This window comes from Paenibacillus sinopodophylli, from assembly GCF_005930355.1.
Lineage (GTDB): Bacteria > Bacillota > Bacilli > Paenibacillales > Paenibacillaceae > Pristimantibacillus > Pristimantibacillus sinopodophylli.
This window is the reverse complement of record NZ_VDBO01000013.1, coordinates 92,178-118,086: the sequence shown is the minus strand read 5'-3', so window position 1 is coordinate 118,086 and position 25,909 is coordinate 92,178. Positions and strand designations below refer to the sequence as shown.

Genomic DNA, 25,909 nt, shown 5'->3' with positions numbered 1-25,909 from the left:
AATATAATTTCAGATTTCCCAAAGTTTAATTGTATTTGCAACCGATTCGATACCTCGATTAATTTTCCGATCCACAGTTGAAGGATGCCAAAACTCGAACCTCGCAACAGTCACATGGTGAGGCTGCCCTTTAATATACCTAACGTCGATTATGCGCTTAACATCGACATCTTGGATTAGGTTGACTGCTCGCTCGATGATCCCCACGCTTACTTTATAGGCATTGTAATAGCCTGCTTGCTTTGGTGCAAGTGAATCGATCCCTTTTGTTTCGAAATCATTAACAACCGATTTCATACGGCGATACCTCGATAGTGCTGCTTTTGCTATCTTTAATTCGGATTTAGTGGCTTTCGGAAATAATTCTATCTGTTCACCATACCAGTCCATTGCCATTGCCAACATTCCCCTCATCCCCTTTATGTTATAATGGAAGATGAGTGATTGCAGAAGTCCTCCGGCGCCCGTTACCCAACTGATGCCGGAGGCTTTTTTATTTTTCTATGCCTACGATTAGATGATTAATGTACCATTGCGCCTTCTTCAAATCCTCTACTCCGTTTTTTGCTTCCAGCGCCATAGATACTTTATTGCATTCGCTGTGCAAGCTGCCTCGATCCCACTCAAGTTAGAGATCGCTGACTCAATCGCATCTATGCACTCTATATTTCCCGATGTATAGTGTACTGGATGGTCTACAGGGTTGCTCATTGCAATCACCCTCTCTCTTGTTTCTTAATTTCCAAATCTGCTCGCGTCTACCATTCTGTAGAACAAGCGATGAAAGGCTCTCCACTCCAATGCTGGTCTATGATTTGTTGGATGGACATTAACCCTTTCCTATCCTCGTCGTATACTTCATAGTCAAACGACAAAACTTCTATTTCCTCAGAGCTATATAGCTCATCATCAGGTACACCTGTCGTATCCTTGTACCACTGTAACGCCTCTTCCAGTGACCGAGCAGCGACCGAATCGCACTTACATAATCGATAAACGAAGACTTTATCATCAACCTTTTTAACCCACGCTTCAAAACCGTGCCCAACATGCTGTGCTTCGAAAATGAACCTTTCTCCGATTTCAAACTGCTCATCACGGAGCCAATAGAACGGCTTCACTACTTCGACTAAATCCCTAACTTTTAACATTTCCCTTCCTCCTTCATGTTCATTAAGATTCAGCCTGCGTTCCTTGTTTCGTGTGCATGTTTTATACACTGAAAACGATATTGCGGAAGCTCGTTTTCAAAATGCTCAACTGCCGGCTGCCCACATGCGCACCAGAAGCGCGTTAAGTTATCTCGCAATTGTACTGATCCGTCTTCATTTTGATGAATAACGATAGGTCCATGCCCTTTCTCTTCTTGATTGAGAGACCTCGACTCGTTAGCGTGTTTAACTGCAAAATCGCGCAACGACTTTGCGTTGAAGAGTTCGTGTTTCAGCTTCTCTATCTCCCTCTGTTGTTGCTCTATATGATCCCAAGCGACATCGCGACTCATGATGAGATATTCAAACATTTGTAGGACGTCTGAATCCAAATCCTTATCCAGCCGCTCGGTAATCTGCCTTTCAAGTCCTTCTATTAGGCCTTGATCCAAGCGTGAGAATGTAACTCTTAATTGGCTACCCATATTGACTTCATCCTTTCAAGTTCCTCAATATTCATTCAGATACATCAATCACGAAACGATCCCTGCGAATACCTAAGGACTGTACAAATAGCTTATATACTTCATCGCCAGCATTGTCTAGCCAGCTTGCTAGATCAAAGTAATGTTTACTGCCGGTATATAACTCTACAACAGATTGGACTAAACCGCGGTATGAACTGGATAGTTGTCCGACTATAGTTGATTCCGTCCAATAGCCATTTTCATCATCGCCAATCCACTCACCCCAATACCAACCGATCGGTCCGCTTGATTTGTTCCAGTCGATTCTATGAAATATTTCAGGATGAGAAACAATATAGCAAGCTGCAGCGTACTCTGGATTCTTAAAGCAATTAAACTTTTCTAGCAGCTGAGTGAAATTTACTCCGTGTTGTTTGGAAGAAAACCAAACATCTCCCAGTGTCATGCCATGTTGAGTCGGCTTTCCTGGTTGTTCTTTAGTTGATTTTTTAACATTGTTCATATCCAATTTAACGCACCCTCTCTATCTGTTTGTGGAGTCGCTCGGTTCAGGCTCTTGAACAACAAGTTGTCCGTCAACAATTTCCATGACGATTTGCTCAAATACCACTTGCTCCTGCATGTGCAACCCTCCTATCTGCTCAGTAATTGAGTGATGACGTGAACTCCAAAGTCCTCATCACCGTTTGAAATGATTAAAGGTTGTTTTAAGCCGATGATGCGAATTGTTACTTCCTCATCTTCAATCGCTTTAAGCGCTTCGAGGATGTGTTCCGAATTAATCGCCATTCGCATTTCCTCTCCCTCGAACCGATCCAAAGGAATTGATTCGTCAGCAGCTCCGCCGGAGTCGTTGTGGCTGGAGATGTTTATTTCTTGGCTGGAGATGTTGACGAATATTTTGTCTGAATCCGATGTGATCCGTGCGCGTTCAATAGAGCCGATCAAAGTTTGCGTAGGGATAATGATTTTAGTCGCATTGCTCGGATCAATAAGGCGATCGACAGGAGGATACTTTCCGTCAAGGATCTGGATATAAGCTGCAAGCTTGTCCGTATGAAAGATTGCTTTGTTGTTGGTGATTATGAGCTTGACATTGCCGTTGCTGAACAGATTCCTGATCTTCCGCAAGTGAATGCCGGATATGATGACGGATTGTGGTATCTCGAAATCAACTGGTTCAGAAACGATTGCAAGCCGAGTGCGGTCACATCCCGTCAGCAGCAGTCTTCCGTTTCGCGTCTCTGTTCTGATCCCCATTAGAATGGGTTCCGTCTCGCTCTTCGAAATGGCGTAGGAACATTGTGTCAGCATTTTTTTAAACGTTTCCCAATCAAGCGTAATTGCATCGCCTTCGGGAATCGCTGGATAAGGGCTGCCTATTACGTCCGTACCTGACATCTCGAGCTTGGATTTTCCTGATATGAATCGAATTTTCGAGCCAATCAGCTCTACTCGCATCAAGCCATCCGGCATCTTCTTAATGATTTCAACTACTGATTTCGCCACTAACACAACATGACCGGCTTGCAGAATCTCCACATCCGAGGTTGGTACCACACTCTCAATCGTTAATTTTGTATCCGTTCCAACAAGCCGCAGCCCGTTTTCAGAAGCTTCAATGTACACTCCGTTAATAAGCGCCAGATTGCTTTTTCCGTCTGCTGCTTCCGCAGCTTGAGACAAAGGGGCAAGCAACACATTTCGGTGTATTACAAATTTCATCAGGATCTCCTCTCTGAGCTAGTTAATCTATGCACTCAAATTTCTTGGGCTTGTCATTATTCTTTACGCCCCAGCAATCTCTGAGCATTTCTGCTAGTTCGTGCTGTGGTAATAAACCTATGAGTGCTATAAGGATCTCTTCTTTCGGGCGGCGGAAACGACTTGCTATTTGCTGGATGTTCTTTCCTTCCTTGTGTAGTCGTAGCAGCACTACCGTCTGCTCTTTGTGCCACGAAAAATCCAGTTCGTCGCAAACGATTACTTTCCGCTCTTTCTTGGGTCTGGTCATTGAATCATTCCTTTCCGCTCTCGCGAAGGATTTCTTGAAATTCAGCATCCGTTAAAGGTGGCTTGTTTTCCATCTTCCTTGCTAGATTGTGTATTTCTCGAAGCTCAACTTCGCTCATTTCTGTTTTTGCCTGTTCTTCCGGCACGATATCAATCCTGGGTTTGCCAGAACGCGAACTTGATTGACTGGCTCCGGGCTTTCGCTCCGCATTCCAAGGATCATCAACACCCTCGGATTTGAATTTTTTTAGAATCCCGTTCACATAAGTCAAATTTCGCTTCCCAGCAACAACCGCTATTTTCATAGCTTCACATACCCAACGTTCTCCGAAGTCGTCGATGTAACAATTGATCTTATCGGCAGTTACAGAACTGATTGTTCCAAATCCTTCTGCTTCAAAAAGACGAAATGGATTATAATTAGGATCAATACCACCAGCAGGCGGTTTGCCGCTCTGCTCTTGTATGGTGTTGGTTTGGTCTTGTTGGGTAGGGTTAGGTCTGGTTAGGTAAGGTAAGGTCTGGTTAGGTACTGTAGCCCCGTGACCGTTTGACCCGTCACCAAGAGTCACGCTTGTGTCACTTGTGACATTTGCGTGACTCTCTTTGCCTTTTTTTATATTCTCGCGTGACTTCCGCTTCCTTTCCTTGTTCTTCTCGCGGTTGTCTACCAAACGTCCTGCGTAATCAAACCAATCATGAATGGTCACGCAACGTTCCACTTTATCGACAAAACCCGCGTCAACAAGGGCTTGCAGGAGGTTGTCCGCCTTGTCTGTCGGCCAGTCTATCGCTTCCGCTATGTCCTCGGGATCATAATCGGAGATATTACCGTCTTGAGCGTAATCAACAGCCCACCACCATAGCATATGTAAGTGACCGACAACTGTCGGAACAGTTACACCCAACTTCCGCGATAAACGCTTCGTTTTCGGATGCCTCGCTAGTTCTTGGTGACTCTCTATCCAAGCCAAAGTGCACCCTCCTTTCTATTCTGTCTGTTCCGCTACGAGCCCGATGAGATGTTTAAGCTCGGCTGCATACGGCAATAAATACCGCTGTTTGATATCGTCATAAAATGCCATATCCGGCCATGCTCCCTCGGGATCGAGCAACGGCACAAATTTTAGACCGTGCATGTCACGGCGTAATACCGTACCTATGGAGCGTATGCTGTGCATACGACAAAGCAGTGTATAAGCCAGCTCGCGGTCCTTTACGTGCATGACAATGAGCATAAAAAGCTTACGCCAACGGTGGCTATCAAACTTTTGCTCGGGCAATGGATCTGAAAGTAAATCTACTTGCACTCTGCACCTCTCTTCCCTCAGATTTGTAAAGATATGAAGTTGTCAAAGAGCAATGATGCTCTACTTGCTCTGCATCGTCGGAGGCCCTCAGCTGACGCTCAGGACGCCCGACGATAGAGGCAATCGCCTTTATCGTATTGCTATTGCAGTCAGCTTGCCGCCATGGATCTCAACGACAAACTGACTTTTCCTAAACCAAAATATATCTCCGACCTCTACGCTGCCCTGTTCGGGACTGAGTTCTCTTACGTTTACAACTTCTTGCGTCCATGTCTTCCCGCCGTCTCTGCTTAGACCCATTTTAAAATGTGACCTCGTACGCCAACCGCTACGCATTGTCCACTCTCTCCTTCACGACATTGTATATATCCATTTGCCCTGCTCTAAAAAAGGCTATGTAAATCGATTCTGCAGCAATGCGAGTGTCATAGTCCCATCCTTCCAGCCACTTAACGTGACTGGACTCCTCAGGTGTAAGTGGTCGGCCAAGGATTACTTCAAGGCGCTTCTGCATGCCTTAACCCCCTCAAATATGCTGTTGTGCCGATCTTACGCACCGTTCGTTTGAATCGTATCCCCTCAGGCTGCTCGTCCAACCAAATGTGACAATGCTTGCAGGCATGAAACAAATCATCCACTGTCGTTTTATGAGGAATAATACGTCTGCCTGTTGTGTGAGCTCGTTCAGTTGCCATAACCCCTTGGCAGTGTTCTCTTACCTCACACATGCCGTTTGACCTCTCTTTAAGATCTTTGTCTACCTGAGCACTGATTGCGCCTAGCTGCCGCTGTGTCGGTTTAGTACGAGGTCGCTTGCTCGGCTTACGCGCTGGGTTAAATTGAAGCGAGAGATTCATATCTTGTTTACCTTCACATTGACATTGCCTAGCTGCTTGAGCTGGAAGGCGTAGCACAACGCTCGAATCCACTCCATCTCCTCGCTAACGAAACCTTTGTTCGCCGTTACGTAAGCGCGCTTACTCATGCAGACACGCTCCTTGAAGGGGAATCCGAAGCTATACCTTGGAGCAAAGGTGAATACATCAACATCCACGCGATATCACAATCAAAAAATGATTTTGCTGTCATTCGCGAACCTGAGTACCATACGTCAAATTTTAAAATAACGTGTTCTTTCCCGTTAGATAGAAGAGATGTGAAAATCACACCCTCTGCAATTGTAAAGTTCGTTTGTTGGATAACAAGTAGATCGTAGCCGTGAAGCCCGTATTCGCTGATTTTTTCTTGCAGCTCCACCGGTGCTTGTGGCAATTTAATCTCCGTGAACGTTACGCTCATTTGAACTACCCCTTGCCGACCGCCGATTATGTGCTATAATGGCGGTAACATTTATTTTTTATTGCGCGATCATTACGGGCCCTAATCCGAAATGGTCGTTTTTCATACCCTCGATCTCTGACGATAGAAAATCTACTGCTGCTGGAATTACGAATGGATCTGCATTGCCTGGGCGATTAAGTAGCTGCCAGCGCATGCGCATTAGTTCGTAAATTCTCCATCTTGTTTCTGAGCTCATATGTATACCTCCCTTTAAGCTGCTCCTGATACCTGCAGTATCGTTTGTAAAACCGCTGCTGGATCAACTCCATACAGAAACGCGATACCAGCTTCCATTTGATTAGTGATTCTTGTCCAATCCCTAAAAGTATCCGTATCTACTGGGTTTTGATCTTTTTCAAGCTTGCTTATGCTTGATTGTGTCCGGTTCAATAACCTAGCTAGCTTTACTTGGCTGATCCCAGCCTTTTCCCTACAATGTTTCAAGATCGTTCCGGCGGTCATTCCTTTCTCCCCTCCTTTCAATATTCCAATTTGGAATATATTCCTAGTTGGAATCTCACACCGGATAATTCGTCCTATAATACAGCTATACCGTTGTTGCTTTTGGTTTCCAACGTTCCCCTTACCTAGCCCGACATCTGTAATTAGGATGTCGGGCGTTTTTTAAGCAACTCCATGCCTACGATTACCAGGCCAACCATCACCAGCATTCGCGCCTGTCCATTCAGTGTGTTGCTCGATCCATCGCATTAAAAGTGCAGTAGGCACTCTTGGATGCCCAAGCTCCCTGCACACCGGAAAATCTGGACGGTTCAGTAATTCAGAAGCTTTCGTATCCCCAATATCCAGAAACTTTTTCAAATCCGTTTTAGTTAACAACGGAGGCAAACTGATCACTTCTACTTGAGGTGCTTGTTGTGCTTGTTGCATCTGTTTTAAGTGTTGAGCGAATAAATCACCAATAGAATCTCTTATGACTTTTTCCAATTGAGAAAAGTCGAGGTTAACCGAAAATAGCTGACTTATGTCCAACCCCTCCTTTTAGCTATTATGTGTAAATAACAAGCGAGATTAAACGGCTTTTGATATTTCCTCAACAGAGACCCCAAGCTCCCTCGCGATAATCGTTGCTTGGTTTAGTTTAATTTTTGTTCTTCCACTTTCTATATTGCAATATCCGCTAGCGTGCGAGTAGCCTAATTTCTGGGCGAGATAGGTCATTGATATGCCTTTCTTCTTTCGAATATCTCTTAGAGTGCTCATAGTAGTTCACCTCGTTTTTAGCTATTTTGTGTAACTCGTACTTTGATTATAGTTGCACAATACGTGTAAGTCAACCGATTTTTCGTTGTTTTAGCTAAGATCTTTTACGCATTGTTCAAAATGTGTAAAATTGAAATAAGGAAGGTGATTTTACGTGGATTCCTTAGGGAAACGTCTAAAGAAAATGCGTGCTGCTAAAGGGTGGACTTTAAAGGAAGTTGCAAAACGCTTAGGTTTGAAGGGGCATAGCACCTATTCAAACTGGGAGTATGATAGGACAGAGCCCGATAGAGAAATGCTCATTAAGTTATCTGAAGTAATGGGGTGTCCACCCTCGTATTTGCTGGGTAAAGCTGATGATATCGAGAAGCATGATCCTATTCTCAATAAACTCAAGGATTTGTTGGAACAAAACAACTTAGATCTTGGCGACACGGATACATTCGAGATGATCAAGAAGGTCATAGAGGTTGTTGCAATCAATCAACATAAGAAGTAAGCCGTCTCTTAAAATATCCTTCTTGATGTCGGATCTTCCTGTTGCCGAAATAAAATCTCTAATAATTTTATCGATATCATCAATGCTGCTTTCATTCAATATCTGACACCCACTTTTTTGTAGTTGTGACAAGCAGATTCTATGAGTTTGTTCCCTCATTCTATACGAACGCTTGTTCTTATTCAAGACTTCAACTATTATTATTTATACAAGGAGTAAAACGATGCGGTATGAACCGGATCGTTGCTTGCTCAGACAAATCCTTTATCGGCAAAAGAAAACTCAACGTTGGTTAGCGGAGAAAGTATGTATGCCAGAGACTCAGATTTCTGATTACATAAATAACCGGACTACCATGGGATATTCAACTGCCGTTAATATCGCAAGAGCCTTGGAGGTAAATCCAGAAAGCTTATACGATTGGATTTTGGTCAATAGCAAGCTCGGAGAGTGAAATCTCTCCCGATCCGAAGTAAAACTACAATAGAACTTGTAGTTTTATGATGCCGCACCTTCGATATCACTAATGTATCATGTATTGTCGCAAAATGTTGTCGTTTTTTGACATGCAAAGAATACCGAATGTGTAACACATTCGGTATTTAGCGGGATTCTTATCGTCAACTCACGTTTGTTTTTGTCGAATTTTGTAATTGACGTTCCGGATGTTTCGGCGTGAAACTTGGCATGTCAATTCAGTGTTCAAAAAAGTTAGCGTATTGCCATTCAGTTTGTCAGCTTTAAAAATATCCACCAGCTTGCTTTGATCAATTTTCACGAATCCAAATGGCTGTAGTACTCTCTCAACTTGTTCTAATAAAGTACCTGTAATTTCTTCATCCATAGTACGAATGACAATTCTTCTATTCTCAATCTTCACCATTAATATGTCCATTTCATCATTTCATCACCTAAGGCTGTTATACCCGACTTATTTAAAACTTATTCAAACGATCTCCAGCAAATACCGTAACCGATACGGATCACTTACTAGGTGAACTCAATTGAAATGTAAAAATTGTGCCGAAGTCATTGCTTATGAAAGTAAATTTTGTAATTTTTGTGGTGCAAAGGTTGAATTACCTGTGCCTCCCCCTCTTACATTAAACGATTCCCCTAAAGAATTGGTATTGTTACAAAGAGAAAAAATGCCAAAAAGACAACTCATACTTGTATATGCTATTTTGTTAATTGTGGCGTTATCTGTATTGATATCACTTGGAAAATATTTTTTAAACCCTTACTTTGAATATTCCGAAGCTGCCTCACTAATGAAAAATGAAAAATATACAGAAGCCTCGCAGGCGTTCTTGTCACTAGGTAGTTTTAAAGACAGCGAAAGAATGGCTATCAAAACGCAGTATTTACAAGGAAAGTACTTATTAGATAAAGGCAGATATCAAGATGCTATTGCGTTGTTAGTTGAAATGGAAGATTACGAAGACAGTATCAATTTAATCACGAAAGCTAATTATCAATTAGGAAAGGATCACATGCTTGCAAAAAGATATCCAGAAGCCATTAGCGCGTTCTCGCTCACGACCAATTATGAAGATTCAGACGCTCTACTTATTGAAGTGAGTTATTTAGAAGGTAAGCGCCAGTACAACAAATATAATACAATTGAATCAAAAATGTATTTCAACAAGGCTAAAAATCACAAAGACGCCAATGAATACTTGCGAAAGATATCAACATTAGAAAAATTTTGGGGGCAGTGGGAAAGTACCCCCAGAAAAGATAGGTTAATTTTCAAAGATTTAAACATTGGATTTGTCTACTCTTCTGGGTGGAGTAATATCGCAACCGTCAACATTGAGGGTGATGATTTAAGTTTTCTCAATACGACATATTCCATAAGTCAGGAAACTTCTAAAATGACCGCAAGGACTGGTGATTCGGTAATTGAATATACTAAAACAAAGGAAAACGCGGAATTGCCTAAAGAAGAAGTTGTGATCGAAAAACCATTTCCTGCGATTGGAATGACCAAACAAGAAGTCAAGAATTCTAAATGGGGAACCCCGAAAGATATAAATAAAACAATAACTAAGTATGGAACAAATGAACAATGGGTATATAGCTTATCCGAGTACATTTATTTTGAAGATGGAATCGTCACGGCAATCCAACAATAGTTACTCTTAACTATATTTTGACGCACAGGAGGAGCGCTATGTACTTCGAAAAAATAGAATCCAATAACAAACAAGGCTTCAAGTGGATTTGCATTGGAGATGGTCCTCCTGATCCTGTTACAGGAAAACGAACTCAAATCAAACGCCGAGGTGACAGCAAGAAAGAAGCTAGTGCACGCGTTAAGCAAGCGGTAGATTTACTAGTAGAGCGCGGGATCAATGAAAAAAAATTGAAAGCCATCACTTTCGAAATAGTTGCTCAGGATTGGCTTGGGGAATACTCCAGGGGCAAAAAGAACAGTACTATCAGAGTGAGAAAAAATGAAATCAGCACACTTGATGAGTATATGGCAAAAACAAATATAGACAAGATATCTACCAAAGGTTATCAACGCATATTGAACGACCTGAGCGACAAAGGCCGCGCCAGATCGACTGTGGAGGGCGTACATGTCACTGCCGGAATGATCATGAAGTACGCGCTGAAAGAAAAATATATCAAGGACAACCCTTGCTCTGGTGCTGTGATTCCGTCGAGAGTCTTAACTGTTGAAGATATTGAACGAAATCCAATTGAGGACGGTTATCTAGAACGAAAAGAAATCACGGAGTTTTTAGAAGCGGTTAAGGCGCACGGCTTGGAATACGACGTGGAGCGCTTCTATCTTTTAGCTTTTACCGGTATGCGTTCCGGCGAATTGTGTGCGTTGAAATGGACTGATGTTGATTTTGAACGCAACACGATCAGAATTACAAAGACATTATATAACCCGAACAACAATATGATCGAGTTTGAGATAACTCCTCCAAAGACGGCTGCGGCGATTCGTACGGTCGACGTAAACGACAAGATCATTACAGCGCTTAAAGAGTTACACTCTGAATACAAAGTTCTTAAACAAGCGGTCAAAGAGCTTACAGACGACCGAACTGATGATGATTTTATTTTTTGCCGCGAAAACGGCACGCCTTACATTCAGAAGAGTATCATAAACAGGATGCAGCGCATCTTAGATAAAACATCCATCACCAAAAAAGCAACACCTCACATTTTCCGACACACACACATAAGCATGATGGCCGAGGCTGGTGTCGATATCACAACCATCATGAAACGGGTTGGACACGACGATATGAAGACTACGCTCACTATCTACACACATGTTACAGATAAGATGAAAAGCGATGCGGCTGACAAGGTAAATACACATTTTCAAGAGATTTTACAGTTCTAAGTGCAAGAAATGTTACCTTTTCGTTACCTTATAAGAAAAGAGGACCCCTAAAGGTCCTCTAAACACTGATGATATAAGGTTTTTGATGATGTTATTACATCATGCCGCCCATGCCACCCATACCGCCCATATCAGGTATGCCGCCGCCAGCGCCTTTAGGCTCTGGTTTGTCAGCAACAACTGCTTCAGTTGTCAGGAACATCGCCGCAACGGAAGCTGCGTTTTGAAGCGCAGAACGTGTTACTTTAGCAGGGTCAACGATACCAGCTTCGAACATGTTTACCCATGTTCCAGTAGCAGCGTTGTAGCCTACGCCGATTTTTTCGTTTTTCAGACGCTCAACGATAACGGAACCTTCTTGACCAGCGTTCGCAGCGATTGTGCGAAGCGGCTCTTCAAGGGAACGAAGAACGATGTTTACACCTGTTTGCTCGTCGCCTTCTGCTTTAACAGCAGCAACTGCGTTATATACGTTAATGAGGGCAGTACCGCCGCCCGATACGATACCTTCTTCAACCGCTGCACGAGTGGAGTTGAGGGCATCTTCGATGCGGAGCTTGCGCTCTTTCAATTCTGTTTCTGTAGCTGCGCCAACTTTGATTACAGCAACGCCGCCAGACAATTTTGCAAGACGCTCTTGAAGCTTCTCACGGTCAAAGTCGGAAGTTGTTTCTTCCAGTTGAGCGCGGATTTGGTTCACGCGAGCAACGATGTCAGCGGAGTTGCCGCTGCCGTCAACGATGATTGTTGTTTCTTTTGTGATACGGATTTGACGAGCGGAACCTAGGGATTCCACGCCAGTTGATTTGAGCTCAAGGCCTAGCTCTTCCGTGATCACTTGGCCGCCTGTAAGAGCAGCGATATCTTGAAGCATTGCTTTGCGACGGTCGCCGAAGCCTGGAGCTTTAACAGCTACGCAAGTGAATGTTCCACGAAGTTTGTTCACGACTAGAGTCGCTTGCGCTTCGCCTTCTACATCTTCAGCAATGATTAGCAATTGCTTGCCGGATTGAACGACTTTCTCAAGAACCGGAAGGATCTCTTGAATGCTCGTAATCTTTTTGTCAGTGATAAGGATGTATGGGTTGTCAAGGATAGCTTCCATTTTGTCCGTATCAGTAATCATGTATGGTGATACATAACCACGGTCGAATTGCATACCTTCAACAACTTCAAGCTCTGTAACGAAGCCTTTCGACTCTTCTACAGTGATAACGCCGTCGTTGCCGACTTTTTCCATAGCTTCTGCAATCAATTGGCCCACTTCATCATCAGCAGATGAGATCGAAGCCACTTGTGCGATCGATTGTTTGCCTTCAATTGGTTTGGAGATCGCTTTAAGCTCTTCAACAGCAGCTTTAACGGCTTTCTCGATACCTTTGCGGATAACCATTGGGTTAGCGCCCGCAGTAACGTTTTTCAAGCCTTCGCGAATCATCGCTTGTGCAAGAACAGTAGCGGTAGTTGTACCGTCACCAGCAACGTCATTTGTTTTTGTAGCTACTTCTTTAACAAGTTGAGCACCCATGTTTTCAAAAGCATCTTCAAGCTCGATTTCTTTCGCAATGGATACACCATCGTTCGTGATAAGCGGGCTTCCGAATTTTTTCTCAAGTACAACGTTGCGGCCTTTTGGACCTAGTGTAACTTTAACCGCATTTGCAAGAGCGTCAACTCCGCGCAGCATTGCGCGACGAGCATCTTCACTAAATTTAATTTCCTTAGCCATTAACGTAAACCTCCCAAAATAGTTTAAGTACCGATGTTTTCCGTGTCTTGCCTTCTATGTGACCCTATTCGGGCTGCTATTCAAAAATCGCGTGAATTTCGCTTTCTTTCATAATCAAATACTCTTTGCCTTCGTATTTGATTTCAGTTCCTGCATATTTAGAGAAAAGAACGCGGTCGCCTTCTTTCACTTCCAAAGCAATGCGAACGCCATCTTTCAGCGTACCGCTGCCTACTGCGATAACTTTGCCTTCTTGTGGCTTTTCTTTCGCCGAATCCGGCAATACGATACCGCTAGCGGTTGTTTCTTCCTTCGCGATTGCTTCGATCAATACGCGTTCACCCAAAGGTCTGATCATTGAAAATAGCCTCCTTCAAAATTTGTCGCTGCTTTTATTCTCGTTAGCACTCGAAACCTTCAAGTGCTAACAACTCCTTTTATCATACCTATTTTCCTAATCAATTTCAAGTGCTTGGTTTTAATTTTCCGTTTATTTACACCCTATCGATTTCCATATCCATTATCATCAGAAAAACAGAAGAGGCCGTCTGTTTTCCAGCAGCCTCTTCTTCTAAACCTTCTACCTTATTTACGATTCGTTTTACGGTTGCGAATAACAATAAAGGCTGCGCCCGCCAATATAATAACGATCGAAATAATCGAAGAAGTCAACCATTTATTCGAGCTTGCTTTCACCGGCTCTGCTTCCCCAGTCACTTCTGCACTTGCCACTTTCACTTCAGCACCAGCATCAGTTGTATCGCTCGTTACCTCCTTAACGTCTTCAGAAGCTTGTTCAGACGTTTCTGTTTCAACTGCTGCAGTTGGTTCCACAGCAGCTTCTGGAGAAGGCTCTACAGTTGCGGAAGGTACTGGAGATACCTCCGCCCCTACTGTACCTTCAGACGAACCATCGCTCTGTGCCGGCTTCTCTGTTACCTTGTCTACGTCTGCCGCTGGTGTCGCAGCAGCCTCTTTAGCCGGCGCACTCGTTGCTGCAGGAGCTGCCGTCTGCTTGGTGCCTGTTGCCGGTGCCTGCGTAGCTTTAGGCGCTTCTGTTGCTTTTGGTGCCTCTGTCGGCTTTGCTGTAGCAGCCGGTTCTTCCTTGACCACTGGCTTGCTGACAAGCTTCATGCTGTTCTGATCGAAATCGAAACGAATCGTATAGTCGTGGTCATAATCGATATCAGGAACGGTGACGTGAATTTTGGATAACATGGTCGTGGAGAGATCAGCTACTTTAAACTGCGATACACGGCTATCCTCGGCTTTATTGCTGCTAATTACCTTTGCAACAGAATAACCGCCGCTTCCGTCCGGCGTTTTGAACTCCGTAACCCATTTACTATGATTAATAACAACCTGAATCGTAATTTTTCCATTCTCAACGATGACTTTGGCTGGCTTCTCCCAATAGTCATTGGCCATCGAAGCCGATTCATCCTCTGCTTTTTTGATGACATAATCGATTGTATAAGTGCCATCCTCAATCTCAGCCGCATAAGCAGCAGGTACGGCAAGCATCGTAACGAACAAAACACAAAAACTAATTAAAATCGACAGCTTACGCATCTGTTTCTCCGCCTCTCTTCTATATAAATATGAATGGCATTCAAGTGCTTATGAAATACGAAGTGGAATCATATATAATCCCGTTTCTTCATCATGCTTCATTACAACGTCGACACCGTAGGTAGCCTTAACTACTTCTTCTGTAATAACCTGCTCTGGTGAGCCTTCCGTTACAATCTGGCCATCCTTCATGACAATAATCGTGTCGCTGTAACGAATCGCCTGATTAATATCGTGCAAGACCATCACAATCGTTAAGCCATAGGTTTGATTGAGTGTCCGTACGAGCTGCAAAATTTCGATCTGATAAAAAATATCCAAAAATGTCGTCGGTTCATCTAAAAATAAAATTTTTGTTTTTTGTGCAAGCGCCATCGCAATCCAAACACGCTGCCGCTCCCCACCGGATAATTGATCGATCTTAAATGTCCGCTTCTGCTGTAAATTCGTACAGGTAAGCGCCCATTCGATCGCTTTCTCATCCTCTTCCTCGGTTTGCCCGAATAAACTGCGATGCGGCAGTCTGCCGAAGCTCGTTAGCTTCTCCACCGTCAGATCGTTTGGAGCCTCATTCTGCTGATGAACGACAGCAAGCCGTTTGGCAAGGTCCTTAGGCTTAGTCTGACTAAGCGACTTGCCATCAAGTACAACTTCCCCATCTTTGGGCTTGTAGTTCTGTGACATTACACCTAGCAACGTTGATTTCCCACAGCCATTCGGACCAATAATCGTCGTCACTTTCCCAGGTATAATCGTGCTCGATATTTGTTTTAGCTGGTCGACCTTCTTATCGTAGGAAAAGGTGACTTTTTTAATTTCCATGAACGCGATCACTCTTTCTAAGCATGAATATAAGGAAAGGGCCGCCGATGACGGTCATAATAATCGAAGCTGGAATTTCTGTAGGTGCGAGCACTGTACGTCCTAATGTGTCCGCCGTTAAGATAAGCAGCGCACCGCCAAGAGCAGAGAACGGAATGAGCACCTTGTGATCTGAGCCTACCAGCAAGCGAGCGATATGTGGGACAAGCAAGCCAACGAATGCAATCAAGCCGCCAATTGCCGTTGCCACAGAAGCGAGCAGCACAGCAACAACCGAAATAATCAAACGTGCTCTGGTCACACGAAGACCTAAGTTTTTAGCCGTTTTGTCTTGAAGACTGAGCATATTGCACCATGAACTAAGCAGCAAGGAAAGCAGTAAACCGACAATCCCATACACCGCTATTATATTGACATCCTGCCAAGTCTTCATTGTGAAAATCGACGAGATCGCTTGGTTTACACTTGTGACAGCGTAGCTTCCGCGATAATTAAAGGACTGCCCAAGACCCGTAAACGTAGCATTAATTGCGATCCCGACTAGAATCAGTCGCAGTGGACTGAGTCCTGATCGCCATGAAAGTGCATATACGAGGTAACAAGCAAATGCGCCTCCGATGAACGAAAATAACGGCATCCAGAAAAACAAGCCTGGGAAAATCGTAACAACAAGCAGCGAGACCAGCCCCGCTCCTGACGAAATACCGATTACCCCTGCATCGGCTAACGGGTTTTTCATTACAGCCTGCAGCAGCACGCCTGAAACGGCTAATGCCGCACCTGTAAGCATGGATACGATAATACGCGGGAACCTTAAATCTTTTATAACCTCAACCTGCTCATTCGTTCCTGACAGCAAGCCTTGAATAAGCTCAATAACAGAAACTTTGATACTGCCCGTCATAGCAGAAACAATAACGGCGGCAATCAACAAGATGATAATAATAATGAAGCTTCCGATCTTTTTAGCCATAGCCAACTTCCTTCTTCATGTGATCGAGTGCCAAACTTTTCTCCAGCCTCATTAGGGATAAAGCATACCCATCAAGGCATCAATCGCATCTACCGCATATAAATTGCCTGTGGTTCCGAACAAAGCTTCCTCCAAATCGTACACACGGTCATTTTGGACTGCCTTGAAATGTTTCCAAATATCGTTTTTCTTAAACTCCTTGTCGAACATCTTCACAACCTCTTCAGGCATACCATGAGCCGCACGAAGAATGACATCTGGATTGGAGTTATGTAGATATTCCGTGTTGGATGCCAAATATTCGACATCCTCGCCTTGTGCAATATTGACTCCACCTGCCAATCGAACCAGATCTCCGATATATGATTTTTCAGTCGCAACCAGATAACTGCCTGGCACGCCAAGCAGAATGAGTACACTCGGCTTCTCTTTATCAGCAATAGCTGTCTTAATTTCTTCCACCTTATCATCAAACTTATCAATGATTGCACTTGCCTGCGCTTGTTTGCCATATTTCTCACCAAGTGTGTTCAGCGCTTGATTCATGCTCGCAATACTCGTCAAATTCAAGAAATTGGCTTGCAATCCTGCTGCTTCGAATACGGGCTTCAAATCATATTCCAGCGTAGTCACGGACAGGACCTCCGTCGGCTTGAGCGACTTTACCAGCTCCATATCTGGGCTCATTGGGTTTCCTACACGCGTTACATCATCATAACGGACAGGCAATACTTTAGAGCTCGTCGGCACTCCCACCAAATCCACATCAAGTGCATCGAGCATTTGCGTAATGGCGACTGTCGTCGATATAACACGCTGTTCAGGCGCAGCTGTTGCCTCCGGGTTATTCGAAGCCGCTGTTTGAACCTTATTATTTGTAGCCGCACTGCCAACGTTTGAGCAACCCGCTAAGATCAGGACAGCTAATAGCAAGCCTGCTCCGAACCACGATTTTTTCTTCATCTCTTCTTATGCTCCTTTCTTCCTATCTCAGATAGCATGACGAGGATACCGGTTATCCGGCATCCTCGCAGTGGCTTTTGTGTGATTTCAGTTAATGATGATTATTTTTCTTCTAGCAGCTTCATGACAAGAGTAAGTGCCTCTGCACGCGTTGCATTAGCATTAGGATCGAATAGATTGTTTCCTTTGCCATTAATAAAGCCTGCCTCTACAGCTGCAGCAACCTCTTTCTGTGCCCATGCTGGTACTGCGCTTGCATCCGCAAAGCTCAGAGTAGCATCCTCTTTCGTCTCCAGCTTAGCCGCGCGTACGATAATAACAGCTAGCTCCGCACGCGTAATTTGCCTGCTGCCACGGAAGGTTTGATCATCGTATCCGCCGACTAGGCCAGCAGCAACTGCACTTTGTACAGCTGTTTTCGCCCAAGCTGGAATAAGATTTCCATCATCGAACGCTGTTGCAGTTGCGCTCTCTGGCAGCTTCAACGCGCGGCTAATGAGTACCGCGAATTCAGAACGTGTAATGACACCATTTGGACGGAAGTTGCCATCCTCATACCCTTTTACAATACCGAGGCCAACTGCTTTGACAATAGCAGACTTCGCCCAGTGGCTCTCAATATCTTTGAAGGATACAACCGAAGCATTGTCCTCTTCTTCCTTCACTTCTTCCACTACATCGTCTGGGACCAAAATATCCGCGCTTGGACTAATGCTTGATGTATTAAATTTCATTTGAATATCGTATTCATGGAAATAGTCCATTTCCGGCCAATCAATCTTCACCCAGCCATCCAATACTTTCGAAAGATCCGGTACAGGGAAAGATACAACTCTCGTATTCTTTTCTGCATTTCTACTTTCAACACTTACGTTCGCGCCGTTAAATTTCAGACCTGTAATTTGTTTATCTTGCTTCAAAGTAAGATAAATTCGGTTGCTTCCGCTAGCTACTCGTAGCTTAGCAGTTGGAACAATGTAATCCTGCATGACAGAATTTTGATCCGTTCCATATTTCACAATTCTTACATTGATGTTGTATTGTCCATTAGCTAAGCCAGTGTCTGGTGTTACATCCGTACCTGTTCCTGTGCCTGGGTCTGGAGTTGTATCGTTAGCCAGTGTAATATTCGCGAACTGCAATCTGTAACTAACTTCTTCCGTCACATCATTTTCTGTAACATCAAGCACGACCGAATATGGAGCGCTAAGGTCAGTCACTTGGAATTGTACAGGCGTTGCCCCCGTTACTGCCGCTGCTGCGAAAGGTGAAGCAACAGCGAACAATGCAGTCGTTCTCGCATATGCGAGTGCGAAGCCTTGAGGTGCTGGTGTTGTTCCTACGGGTAGAATAACAACTTCTGTTTTCTCATTAACCAGCTTTTTGACAGCAACACCCGCTTTTGGTGTAAAGCTTAGCGTATACGTACCATCCTTGGTGCTAAGACCGCCTGCTGTATCCATATGCTTAACGAAATCTGAATTCGTTGCTTTAAACTCAACACTATAGTTTCCGTTACTGAAATTTTTTGAAGCTTTGAATACATCGAATGCCTGTTCCAAATATGATGTTGCCATGTCGATCGCATATTGGGAAGCTTTCGCATCGGCTGCATTCACAGCCCCTGTAATTGCATCAGCGAATATCGCTTTCGAACCAACTTTATAGTTGCCCGCTTCATTGCCTTCAACCGCATTCACATAAGCAGCTTGAGCAGTTGACAGCAATGCCTGCAATGCAGAAGCATCTATTTCTACTGGTGCCTCAGGCTCTTCAATATTATCCGTTGTCGATTTCAAGCTCGTTTCATCAATCTTCAATTGAACATCATATTCATGGAAATAGCTCAATTCTGGCCAATCAATCTTTACCCAGCCTTCAAGCTTCTCAGACAAGCTTGGTATTTCTAGGTAAACGATTCTTGTATTGTTCGTTACATCCTGGCTTGCCACTTGAACAGGTTGCCCGTTAAATTTCAAACCGGTAATTTCTTTGTCTTGTTTAACAGTAAAGAACAGCTTCTTCGTATCCCCGGACACCTTCAGTAAACCAGGGGAAACAACATACGACTGCATAACAGAATCTTGTTCGGTACCGAATTTCAAAATTTTAAAATCAACCGTATAATTGCCGTCTACAAGCTCACTAACTTGTGATTCTTTAAATTGATTAACTGCTGTCTGCAAAGCATCCGTTGCTGCTTTCAGTGCGGATTTGGTAGCAGCCGCATTATCACTTACCGCGCTGCTGCTTGCAATCACTGCAGCTACCGCCGTTTTGGCACCTGCTGCATACTGTCCTAGCAGCGAACCCTCAACAGCTTGATCATGCAACGTTTGAGCTGCTTCAAGTGTTGAAACTAACAATGATTGTTCAACCGCATTAAAGTTGATATACATAACTTTGTCATCATCGGACCCCGTTAACTTAAAGTGGACTGGAATAATTCCACTCGTTAATGCTGTATTGCTCCTATTCAAAATAAGTTGACCAACATATTCCCCATTCTCGCCCTGACTGCTGCTAACCTCATCAAGCGTTAGATTTGCTTGGCTGAATAGCAGATTGCCGTTTGCGTTTGTCGGGTAATAATAAACGCTTTCCAGAACGACTCCTGAGTTGTTAGCTATAGTTAAATTCACATAAAGCTTATTGCCTGATTTTAAAACAACTGCCTTATCTCCAAAGTAATTCGCTTGATCACTAGATAGCTCAGCTACAGGTGCAATAGCGTCCAAATAGGAGATATTGATTTCATCTAGGATGACAATAGCTTCGCTTTTAAATGTACTCAATTGAGATTGCAGAGTATTCCATGCTAGATCGATGTTCTCTTGCGTCGCTAGTTCGTTGTCGTATACCGCTTTTGCTGGATTAATTCCCTTTTCCATCAATTCATCTTTGACGGCGATCGGGTATTCTCCAACAGCACGGGCTGTACTACTCGTAATCGAAGGATTAAAGGTTTGTGCATTATTGTAGAGATCATTGCTTTGATTCAGCAATTCTAGTAGTTTAGCTTTATTCGTTGTTGGAGTTGTTACCCCGCCATTGCCATCACCCGGAGTCACGAATGGAAGACCTTCCGTATTCAATACCAATTGCGCGTTATACCAGTTGTTATACGATATGGCTGGTACGATGATGTGCATCAGGATTTCTTGCTTCTCAGAAAGATTAGCAATTGGGAGTTGAACCGTTCCAGTACCTCCCTCTACATTCGTAACAGCAATGTAGTCGCGGGGTATGTAGTTTTCCAGTGAATAGTTTATTGCATCTTCGTAGTCATAAGGCTTGCTCTTTACCTTTCCTTGCTCCAATAATCCGAAGAATTTGAAGAAATCATAATTTGCGAATGTGTTTTGAAATACGATTTCTCCATTTTTAACGATAAGCTTTCCAGTTCCAGGGACAACATAGTCCTGCACCATGGATGGATTATTACTATCGTCCGACAAGTATTTATAATTAATCGGATATTCCCCATCTGCCAGCGTAAGCGCTGGTGTCGCGGTCACCGCTCCCACATTAACAATCGAGAGCAATACCACTACCGCCAACAATGTGGCGACCCATTTTCTAAGTTGCATTTTCAACACTATGACACTCCTTTGTGTGTTTTGAATAGATAACCAAATTAAACGAAGTTAATGATTATCATTCTCAATATGTTAGCAAAAAAAATAACCACTCTACTAAAGTTTCCTCGACTGATTGCGTGTACTATACGTGCTTCAGTTGCCACTTAGTCCATGTAAAAAGCCTTATAAACTCACTTCTCTATATGTCTTATAAACCCGCACCTCTTCCAAAAATGTTCAGCACTATAAACTCGTTATAGATTCTACGTCAAGATTAAAGCACTCGTCAACCGTTATTAAATTTTTAAATAGTGGTCCATTCCAAGCTACAACTATGCTATTCTGAATGGAAAATATAAGCAATTGCAGTGGCAGAAACATATTGACAGCGAAAGCAACTTTCACTATCCTAGTTAATGATACTGATAATCACTATCATTTATTTTTAGCTTGGAGGTTCACATGAAGAAAGGTTTGCTTATTTGCTGTGCTGCTCTTGTATTATCAATGACTGCCTGCAGCACTGGAGCTGGCAGCTCGGACCAAAGCAATAACCAGCATAATGCACTCATCCAAATTAAGGATTTTGCAGATCGGAAGATCGCTTTCGATGCAGTACCGCAGCATATCGTAGCCCTTAGCAACGGTGAAACCGATATTATCTATGCATTGGGCGGAGAACTTGTCGGGAGACCTACCTCCACTACACCGCTTGCAACAAAAGCTGCTGAAGATGTGGAACAGATCGGCTCAGCGCATGAGGTGGATTTGGAGAAAATCACCCTGCTCCGTGCTGATGTTGTGCTTGGCAATAACCCGATGAATACAAAGGATATTCCTATCCTCGAAGGAGTCGGTACGAAGGTCATTCTAACCAGCGCCAACTCGGTGGACGAAATTGAGAAGCAGATCGAGCTGTTCGGTCAACTTCTGCAGAAGGAAGAACGTGCATCTGAACTCGTTCAGCAAATAGAGGAGAAGCTAACACAGTATGAGGGTAATTCCGAAGTGCCTAAGCCAAGAGCACTGCTCGTTTATGGCGCACCCGGCACATACATGGCTGCCCTGCCTAACTCGCTAAGCGGTAACATCTTGGAGCTTGCGGGCGGTACGAATATCGCAGCCGACTATCCTAGTCTCCAGAGCTATCCGCAATATGCCCAGCTCAATTCAGAGCGAATTATCGAGGCTAATCCGCAACTCATACTTATTATGACGCACGGCAATCCAGAGGAAGTCAAACAAGGCTTCCTCAAGGAAATGCAGACCAATCCTGCATGGAGCAGCTTGGAGGCTGTTAAAGAAAACAAAGTGGAAGTGCTGCCGTCCGAGTTATTCGGCTCCAATCCAGGAACCCGCATTCTGGAATCACTCGATTACCTGCATGAGAAGCTGGAAGTTTTAAAGCAATGAAAGGATTGACATGAATATACAACTAAGAACAAAAAGACGAAGGATTGCCCTTATAGCCGCTCCTATCCTGCTGCTATTAAGTGTATTCTACGGCCTGTCATATGGCTCGGTATCGATCTCGCTAAGAGAGATTTGGACCATATTTACGACTGATGTACAGTCCGCGCAAGACACCATCATTATGAACCTGCGGCTGCCTCGCGTACTTGTCGGTCTGCTTACAGGCGCATGTCTCGCTGCAGCCGGTGCGATTCTGCAAGGCGTCATGCGCAATCCGCTTGCCGATCCAGGCATTATCGGAGTGTCAGCAGGCGGCGGGCTTGCTGCGGTCATCACGATGGTTTTATTGCCTCAGCTAAGCTATCTGCTGCCTGCAGCAGCATTTGTCGGTGCTTTCGCCTCTTCCATCGTCATCTATTTAATCTCTTGGGACAAAGGAACTTCGCCGGTCAAGATCGTTCTTGCTGGTGTTGCTATCAATGCTCTGCTCGGAGCCATTATGAACGGCATAATGGTCGTATACAGCGACCGTGTTCAAGCCGTTCTCCCCTGGCTGTCCGGCGGTTTGAATGGACGCAGCTGGTACCATCTCTCCTTTATGGCTCCTTACGCGCTTGTTGGACTTGGACTCACGCTACTTGCGATCAAACCTGCCAATCTTATGCTCTTAGGCGATGATTCTGCTAAGCTTCTGGGGCAGAAGGTAGAGCTGCAGCGCCTGCTGCTCATTCTGCTCTCCTCACTGCTTGCAGGTGCTGCTGTCAGCGCTGCCGGTTTAATTGGCTTCGTCGGGCTAGTTGTCCCACATGCAGTACGACTGCTTATTGGGGAGGATTACCGCTACCTCCTTCCGGTTTCTATCCTTGGAGGAGCTGCGCTAGTCGTGTTTGCGGATACGATTGCTCGCACCTGGTTCGATCCAATCGAGCTTCCGGTTGGCATATTGCTTGCATGCGTGGGAGCGCCGTTCTTTTTAATTCTTCTTAGGAAACGGAGTAATTGGAGGTGACTATGATGAATAAAGCAATTGATTTGAAAGGCATTGAACTGGAGATGGGCATGTTCCAGCTCGTCGACGTAAGCACTGCTATTCCCGAGGGCAAAATGACCGCTATTATTGGCCCCAACGGATCAGGCAAGTCTACGCTGCTCAAAATCATTACCAAGCTGCTGAGTGCTGACAAAGGTGATGTCGCTATACATGGGAAAGATGCTGGCTCCTACTCGCGAGCTGACTATGCACGCACCATCTCCATGCTTCCGCAAGCAAAGGATATGCTGCCCGAGCTTACGGTTCGCGAGCTAGTCGCTTACGGACGATCCCCGCATAAGCGGATGTTCAAGCAGCGGCTCACAGAGGAAGACCAGAAGATCATTGATTGGGCTATGAAGGTGATGAGCATTCGGCGCCATGACGACCGAATGTTCCACACCTTATCCGGAGGTGAGCAGCAGAAAGCACGCATCGCGATGGCTCTCGCTCAGAAAACCGATATTATCCTGCTTGATGAGCCTACAACCTATTTGGACATTTCGCATCAGCTCGAGGTTATGGGCATGCTTAGGAAGATCAATCAGGAGCATGGCATTACCATTGTGATGGTCCTGCATGATTTGCAGCAGGCTGCCGCTTATTGCGACCATCTTATCGCAATGAAGGATGGCGAGATTAACTCGACAGGAACACCACAGGAGGTTATAACGCCCCGCTTTTTGAGGCAAGTGTACGAAATCGAAGCGAAAGTCAGCTTTGAGCAAAACTATCCTGTTATTATACCTATACCTAAAAATTACGAGGAGGATGCAACAATGATTATAGTAACGAATGTTTCGCAAATTACGAAAGGGAACGGCGACAAGCTGATCGAGCGGTTTGACCGAGTCGGGAAAGTCGAAGGCATGGAGGGGTTCCTCGGACTTGAGGTGCTTCTTACTCAAAACACGAAAGAATTCGATGAGGTATCAATCGTTACACGTTGGAACTCCAAGGACGATTTCCAAGCTTGGACCAAAAGCGAAGCATTCCGCGAGTCGCATACTCACCGCAAAACGCCTGATTATATTATCAATAATAAAATCACTTTCCAAGAGGTCAAAATCAAACGCAATCCACTTCCTCCAGTTCAAGCAGAGCTGGCTCAAGAAGCTTAATAAACACATGATAATCAGTATACTTAGCGAAAAAGGCAAACAAGGGACTCTCCCAAGTTTGCCTTTTTCGTTATTTATTTCAGCATTTATTTTAACGCCGAATCGATAGAAAATGCCTGGCCTGACCATGCCTTCTTAGACGTCCATGCTTCCTCCGCCCCGCTCCAGAACGGGTGCTCTGCCGGTAAACCCAGTGGAAGAAATACTTCAGAGCATAAATAAAGGCTGCCCGTCGAAATATAACGCTCGCCAATATCCCGCTGATGCCCGCAGAAGCCGATCGTCAACCAGCCCTCATCCGTGAAGTTGCCCGGCATTTCGAGCGTACGACGAATCGCTGCCGTCAATGCACTGCGAACCTGAGCTGGACTGATGCTGCTCGGCAAATCATCAAGCAGTGCACTTTGAGCAAGGCTCTGGAAAGCACCGAAGCGGTAAGCCAGCGAACGACCAATAGGCGGATAAGCTCCATCCGGACCAATCATTCGCTCAAGAACCTCGGCATAACGCCTAGCCCTGCCTGCCACCTCCGTACGCATCGCACGCCATTCCTCATGCTGCTCTCCAACTGCTGCGAGCACATCCATCAGCATAGGCTGAATAACAAAGCTATTGTAATAATCCCAGTGAAACGCTGGACCATCGCCATAAGCGCCATCCCCTAAGTACCACTGCTCATGCTGCTTCAGTGCATAGTCGATCCGCATCGGGTCCCAGTCGCTCTCTCCAAGCTTGAACAAAGCAGCCTCAGTCGTTGCTGCAAACAGCAGCCAATTGGAGAAAACAGGCTTTCTCGTTCGCGTTTGCTTCAATGCTGATATGAGATTTGCCTTTACATGAGGCTTCAGCTTCTCTCCCAGCTCTATAGGAGCCCGAAGGACCGCTTGTGCTAGAAAGGCCGCGTCTACGATAGGCTGATAGCCCTCGCTGTAATTCATGTAATCTGGTGAATGAGGATCGGTTCCTGCATCAATAGCCTCGCGGGCTAGCGCAGCATAACGGCTGCGTGCGTCTTCTTCTGCTCCTTGCAGTTCATCATTCTCAAGCCACGGAGCTATACCCGACAGCAGCCTGCCCAGCGCTTCCAGATGCGTATATTTCGCGCGGTCTGCCTTGAGCTCGGCCGCAGCCGCAGCGCGCTCCTCCTCAGTATCGCCCTCTACACCTGCGAACTCAATCGGCATCCGCTCCTTTAACTGGCGCTCAGCGAGTGCTGAGAGGACTGGATTACAGATAAGGTGCATTTGCTCAAGCCAATACTGACGTACAGGAAGCGAGCGGTTTACATGTGTGCTGCTAGTCATAT

34 protein-coding genes are annotated in these 25,909 nt (G+C 44.7%); 7 read left to right on the top strand and 27 right to left on the bottom strand.

Translation table 11 applies throughout. The annotated features are described in order from the left end of the window. Positions 1–9 precede the first annotated feature (9 nt). The 18 genes from FGT79_RS26185 to FGT79_RS26105 form a co-directional block, all read right to left on the bottom strand. On the bottom strand, positions 10–405 hold the full coding sequence (locus FGT79_RS26185; protein WP_138755787.1) for a hypothetical protein: 396 nt from the start codon (positions 403–405) through the stop codon (positions 10–12). Positions 406–552: 147 nt separating this feature from the next. Next, positions 553–711 carry a DUF3310 domain-containing protein gene (locus tag FGT79_RS32430; protein WP_212758630.1) on the bottom strand — a complete coding sequence of 53 codons (159 nt, stop codon included), beginning with the start codon at positions 709–711 and terminating at the stop codon, positions 553–555. A gap of 47 nt (positions 712–758) precedes the next feature. Then, positions 759–1,151, bottom strand: a complete 393-nt coding sequence (locus tag FGT79_RS26175) for a hypothetical protein (protein ID WP_138755786.1) — start codon at positions 1,149–1,151, stop codon at positions 759–761. A gap of 29 nt (positions 1,152–1,180) precedes the next feature. Beyond that, positions 1,181–1,636 carry a hypothetical protein gene (locus tag FGT79_RS26170; RefSeq protein WP_138755785.1) on the bottom strand — a complete coding sequence of 152 codons (456 nt, stop codon included), beginning with the start codon at positions 1,634–1,636 and terminating at the stop codon, positions 1,181–1,183. A 31-nt stretch (positions 1,637–1,667) separates the two neighbouring features. After that, positions 1,668–2,141, bottom strand: coding sequence for a DUF2538 family protein (locus FGT79_RS26165; RefSeq protein WP_246096640.1), 474 nt, complete (start codon positions 2,139–2,141; stop codon positions 1,668–1,670). Positions 2,142–2,272: 131 nt separating this feature from the next. Further along, complete coding sequence (dnaN, locus tag FGT79_RS26160; protein WP_138755783.1) at positions 2,273–3,364, bottom strand: DNA polymerase III subunit beta; 1,092 nt, start codon at positions 3,362–3,364, stop codon at positions 2,273–2,275. Positions 3,365–3,386: 22 nt separating this feature from the next. Further along, complete coding sequence (locus tag FGT79_RS26155) at positions 3,387–3,653, bottom strand: hypothetical protein (RefSeq protein WP_138755782.1); 267 nt, start codon at positions 3,651–3,653, stop codon at positions 3,387–3,389. Positions 3,654–3,657: 4 nt separating this feature from the next. Then, complete coding sequence (locus FGT79_RS26150; RefSeq protein ID WP_246096633.1) at positions 3,658–4,626, bottom strand: DnaD domain-containing protein; 969 nt, start codon at positions 4,624–4,626, stop codon at positions 3,658–3,660. Between the two features lie 15 nt (positions 4,627–4,641). Next, a complete protein-coding gene (locus tag FGT79_RS26145; protein ID WP_138755781.1) occupies positions 4,642–4,962 on the bottom strand; it encodes a hypothetical protein in 321 nt (106 codons plus the stop codon). A 129-nt stretch (positions 4,963–5,091) separates the two neighbouring features. After that, positions 5,092–5,298, bottom strand: coding sequence for a hypothetical protein (locus FGT79_RS26140; protein ID WP_138755780.1), 207 nt, complete (start codon positions 5,296–5,298; stop codon positions 5,092–5,094). After that, positions 5,291–5,476 carry a hypothetical protein gene (locus FGT79_RS26135; RefSeq protein WP_138755779.1) on the bottom strand — a complete coding sequence of 62 codons (186 nt, stop codon included), beginning with the start codon at positions 5,474–5,476 and terminating at the stop codon, positions 5,291–5,293. The genes FGT79_RS26140 and FGT79_RS26135 overlap by 8 nt, the downstream gene beginning before the upstream one ends. Next, the gene (locus FGT79_RS26130; RefSeq protein ID WP_138755778.1) at positions 5,460–5,819 is read right to left on the bottom strand and encodes a hypothetical protein; all 360 of its coding nucleotides are present in this window, start codon (positions 5,817–5,819) and stop codon (positions 5,460–5,462) included. Before FGT79_RS26130 ends, FGT79_RS26135 begins: the two co-directional genes overlap by 17 nt. After that, positions 5,816–5,947 carry a hypothetical protein gene (locus tag FGT79_RS32320; RefSeq protein WP_281286023.1) on the bottom strand — a complete coding sequence of 44 codons (132 nt, stop codon included), beginning with the start codon at positions 5,945–5,947 and terminating at the stop codon, positions 5,816–5,818. Before FGT79_RS32320 ends, FGT79_RS26130 begins: the two co-directional genes overlap by 4 nt. Then, complete coding sequence (locus tag FGT79_RS26125) at positions 5,944–6,261, bottom strand: hypothetical protein (protein ID WP_138755777.1); 318 nt, start codon at positions 6,259–6,261, stop codon at positions 5,944–5,946. Before FGT79_RS26125 ends, FGT79_RS32320 begins: the two co-directional genes overlap by 4 nt. Before the next feature lie 58 nt (positions 6,262–6,319). Next, positions 6,320–6,499: a hypothetical protein gene (locus FGT79_RS26120; RefSeq protein WP_138755776.1), complete on the bottom strand. Its 180-nt coding sequence runs from the start codon at positions 6,497–6,499 to the stop codon at positions 6,320–6,322. A gap of 14 nt (positions 6,500–6,513) precedes the next feature. Next, positions 6,514–6,765 (bottom strand): helix-turn-helix domain-containing protein, encoded by a 252-nt coding sequence (locus tag FGT79_RS26115; RefSeq protein ID WP_138755775.1) that lies wholly within the window; start codon positions 6,763–6,765, stop codon positions 6,514–6,516. 162 nt (positions 6,766–6,927) lie between these two features. After that, positions 6,928–7,296, bottom strand: a complete 369-nt coding sequence (locus FGT79_RS26110) for a DNA-binding protein (protein WP_425465047.1) — start codon at positions 7,294–7,296, stop codon at positions 6,928–6,930. Between the two features lie 39 nt (positions 7,297–7,335). Beyond that, on the bottom strand, positions 7,336–7,527 hold the full coding sequence (locus FGT79_RS26105; RefSeq protein ID WP_138755774.1) for a helix-turn-helix transcriptional regulator: 192 nt from the start codon (positions 7,525–7,527) through the stop codon (positions 7,336–7,338). A gap of 154 nt (positions 7,528–7,681) precedes the next feature. On the opposite strand from FGT79_RS26105, the gene FGT79_RS26100 reads away from it, so the two are divergent. Then, positions 7,682–8,026, top strand: a complete 345-nt coding sequence (locus tag FGT79_RS26100) for a helix-turn-helix domain-containing protein (RefSeq protein ID WP_138755773.1) — start codon at positions 7,682–7,684, stop codon at positions 8,024–8,026. A gap of 223 nt (positions 8,027–8,249) precedes the next feature. Next, a complete protein-coding gene (locus FGT79_RS32670) occupies positions 8,250–8,480 on the top strand; it encodes a helix-turn-helix domain-containing protein (protein WP_138755772.1) in 231 nt (76 codons plus the stop codon). A gap of 171 nt (positions 8,481–8,651) precedes the next feature. Here the strand turns inward: FGT79_RS32670 and FGT79_RS26090 are convergent, their stop codons facing one another. Continuing rightward, complete coding sequence (locus FGT79_RS26090; RefSeq protein WP_138755771.1) at positions 8,652–8,921, bottom strand: LytTR family transcriptional regulator DNA-binding domain-containing protein; 270 nt, start codon at positions 8,919–8,921, stop codon at positions 8,652–8,654. 109 nt (positions 8,922–9,030) lie between these two features. Here FGT79_RS26090 and FGT79_RS26085 point away from each other — a divergent pair, with 109 nt between their 5' ends. Together FGT79_RS26085 and FGT79_RS26080 are read left to right on the top strand one after the other, a co-directional pair. After that, the gene (locus tag FGT79_RS26085; RefSeq protein ID WP_138755770.1) at positions 9,031–10,164 is read left to right on the top strand and encodes a tetratricopeptide repeat protein; all 1,134 of its coding nucleotides are present in this window, start codon (positions 9,031–9,033) and stop codon (positions 10,162–10,164) included. 38 nt (positions 10,165–10,202) lie between these two features. Next, positions 10,203–11,399, top strand: coding sequence for a tyrosine-type recombinase/integrase (locus FGT79_RS26080; protein ID WP_138755769.1), 1,197 nt, complete (start codon positions 10,203–10,205; stop codon positions 11,397–11,399). A gap of 94 nt (positions 11,400–11,493) precedes the next feature. Here FGT79_RS26080 and groL read toward each other — a convergent pair whose 3' ends face one another. The 7 genes from groL to FGT79_RS26045 form a co-directional block, all read right to left on the bottom strand. After that, the gene (groL, locus tag FGT79_RS26075; protein WP_138755768.1) at positions 11,494–13,128 is read right to left on the bottom strand and encodes a chaperonin GroEL; all 1,635 of its coding nucleotides are present in this window, start codon (positions 13,126–13,128) and stop codon (positions 11,494–11,496) included. 76 nt (positions 13,129–13,204) lie between these two features. Continuing rightward, a complete protein-coding gene (groES, locus tag FGT79_RS26070; protein ID WP_054026679.1) occupies positions 13,205–13,486 on the bottom strand; it encodes a co-chaperone GroES in 282 nt (93 codons plus the stop codon). 227 nt (positions 13,487–13,713) lie between these two features. Continuing rightward, positions 13,714–14,700 carry a heme uptake protein IsdC gene (isdC, locus tag FGT79_RS26065; RefSeq protein WP_138755767.1) on the bottom strand — a complete coding sequence of 329 codons (987 nt, stop codon included), beginning with the start codon at positions 14,698–14,700 and terminating at the stop codon, positions 13,714–13,716. Between the two features lie 48 nt (positions 14,701–14,748). Beyond that, positions 14,749–15,522 (bottom strand): ABC transporter ATP-binding protein, encoded by a 774-nt coding sequence (locus tag FGT79_RS26060; RefSeq protein ID WP_138755766.1) that lies wholly within the window; start codon positions 15,520–15,522, stop codon positions 14,749–14,751. Next, positions 15,512–16,495 carry a FecCD family ABC transporter permease gene (locus FGT79_RS26055; RefSeq protein WP_138755765.1) on the bottom strand — a complete coding sequence of 328 codons (984 nt, stop codon included), beginning with the start codon at positions 16,493–16,495 and terminating at the stop codon, positions 15,512–15,514. Before FGT79_RS26055 ends, FGT79_RS26060 begins: the two co-directional genes overlap by 11 nt. A gap of 51 nt (positions 16,496–16,546) precedes the next feature. Continuing rightward, the gene (isdE, locus tag FGT79_RS26050) at positions 16,547–17,458 is read right to left on the bottom strand and encodes a heme ABC transporter substrate-binding protein IsdE (RefSeq protein ID WP_138755764.1); all 912 of its coding nucleotides are present in this window, start codon (positions 17,456–17,458) and stop codon (positions 16,547–16,549) included. Between the two features lie 101 nt (positions 17,459–17,559). After that, complete coding sequence (locus tag FGT79_RS26045; protein WP_246096637.1) at positions 17,560–21,048, bottom strand: NEAT domain-containing protein; 3,489 nt, start codon at positions 21,046–21,048, stop codon at positions 17,560–17,562. Positions 21,049–21,501: 453 nt separating this feature from the next. Between FGT79_RS26045 and FGT79_RS26040 the strand changes: the two genes are divergently transcribed. From FGT79_RS26040 to isdG, 3 genes are read left to right on the top strand one after another with little or no spacing between them, the layout of a single operon-like run. Beyond that, positions 21,502–22,452: an ABC transporter substrate-binding protein gene (locus tag FGT79_RS26040; protein WP_138755762.1), complete on the top strand. Its 951-nt coding sequence runs from the start codon at positions 21,502–21,504 to the stop codon at positions 22,450–22,452. A gap of 10 nt (positions 22,453–22,462) precedes the next feature. After that, positions 22,463–23,461 (top strand): FecCD family ABC transporter permease, encoded by a 999-nt coding sequence (locus tag FGT79_RS26035; protein WP_138755761.1) that lies wholly within the window; start codon positions 22,463–22,465, stop codon positions 23,459–23,461. A 2-nt stretch (positions 23,462–23,463) separates the two neighbouring features. Next, positions 23,464–24,603, top strand: a complete 1,140-nt coding sequence (gene isdG, locus FGT79_RS32315) for a heme oxygenase (protein ID WP_342778522.1) — start codon at positions 23,464–23,466, stop codon at positions 24,601–24,603. A gap of 86 nt (positions 24,604–24,689) precedes the next feature. Here isdG and FGT79_RS26025 read toward each other — a convergent pair whose 3' ends face one another. Then, the gene (locus FGT79_RS26025) at positions 24,690–25,907 is read right to left on the bottom strand and encodes a DUF2264 domain-containing protein (RefSeq protein ID WP_138755760.1); all 1,218 of its coding nucleotides are present in this window, start codon (positions 25,905–25,907) and stop codon (positions 24,690–24,692) included. Between the last annotated feature and the right edge of the window lie 2 nt (positions 25,908–25,909).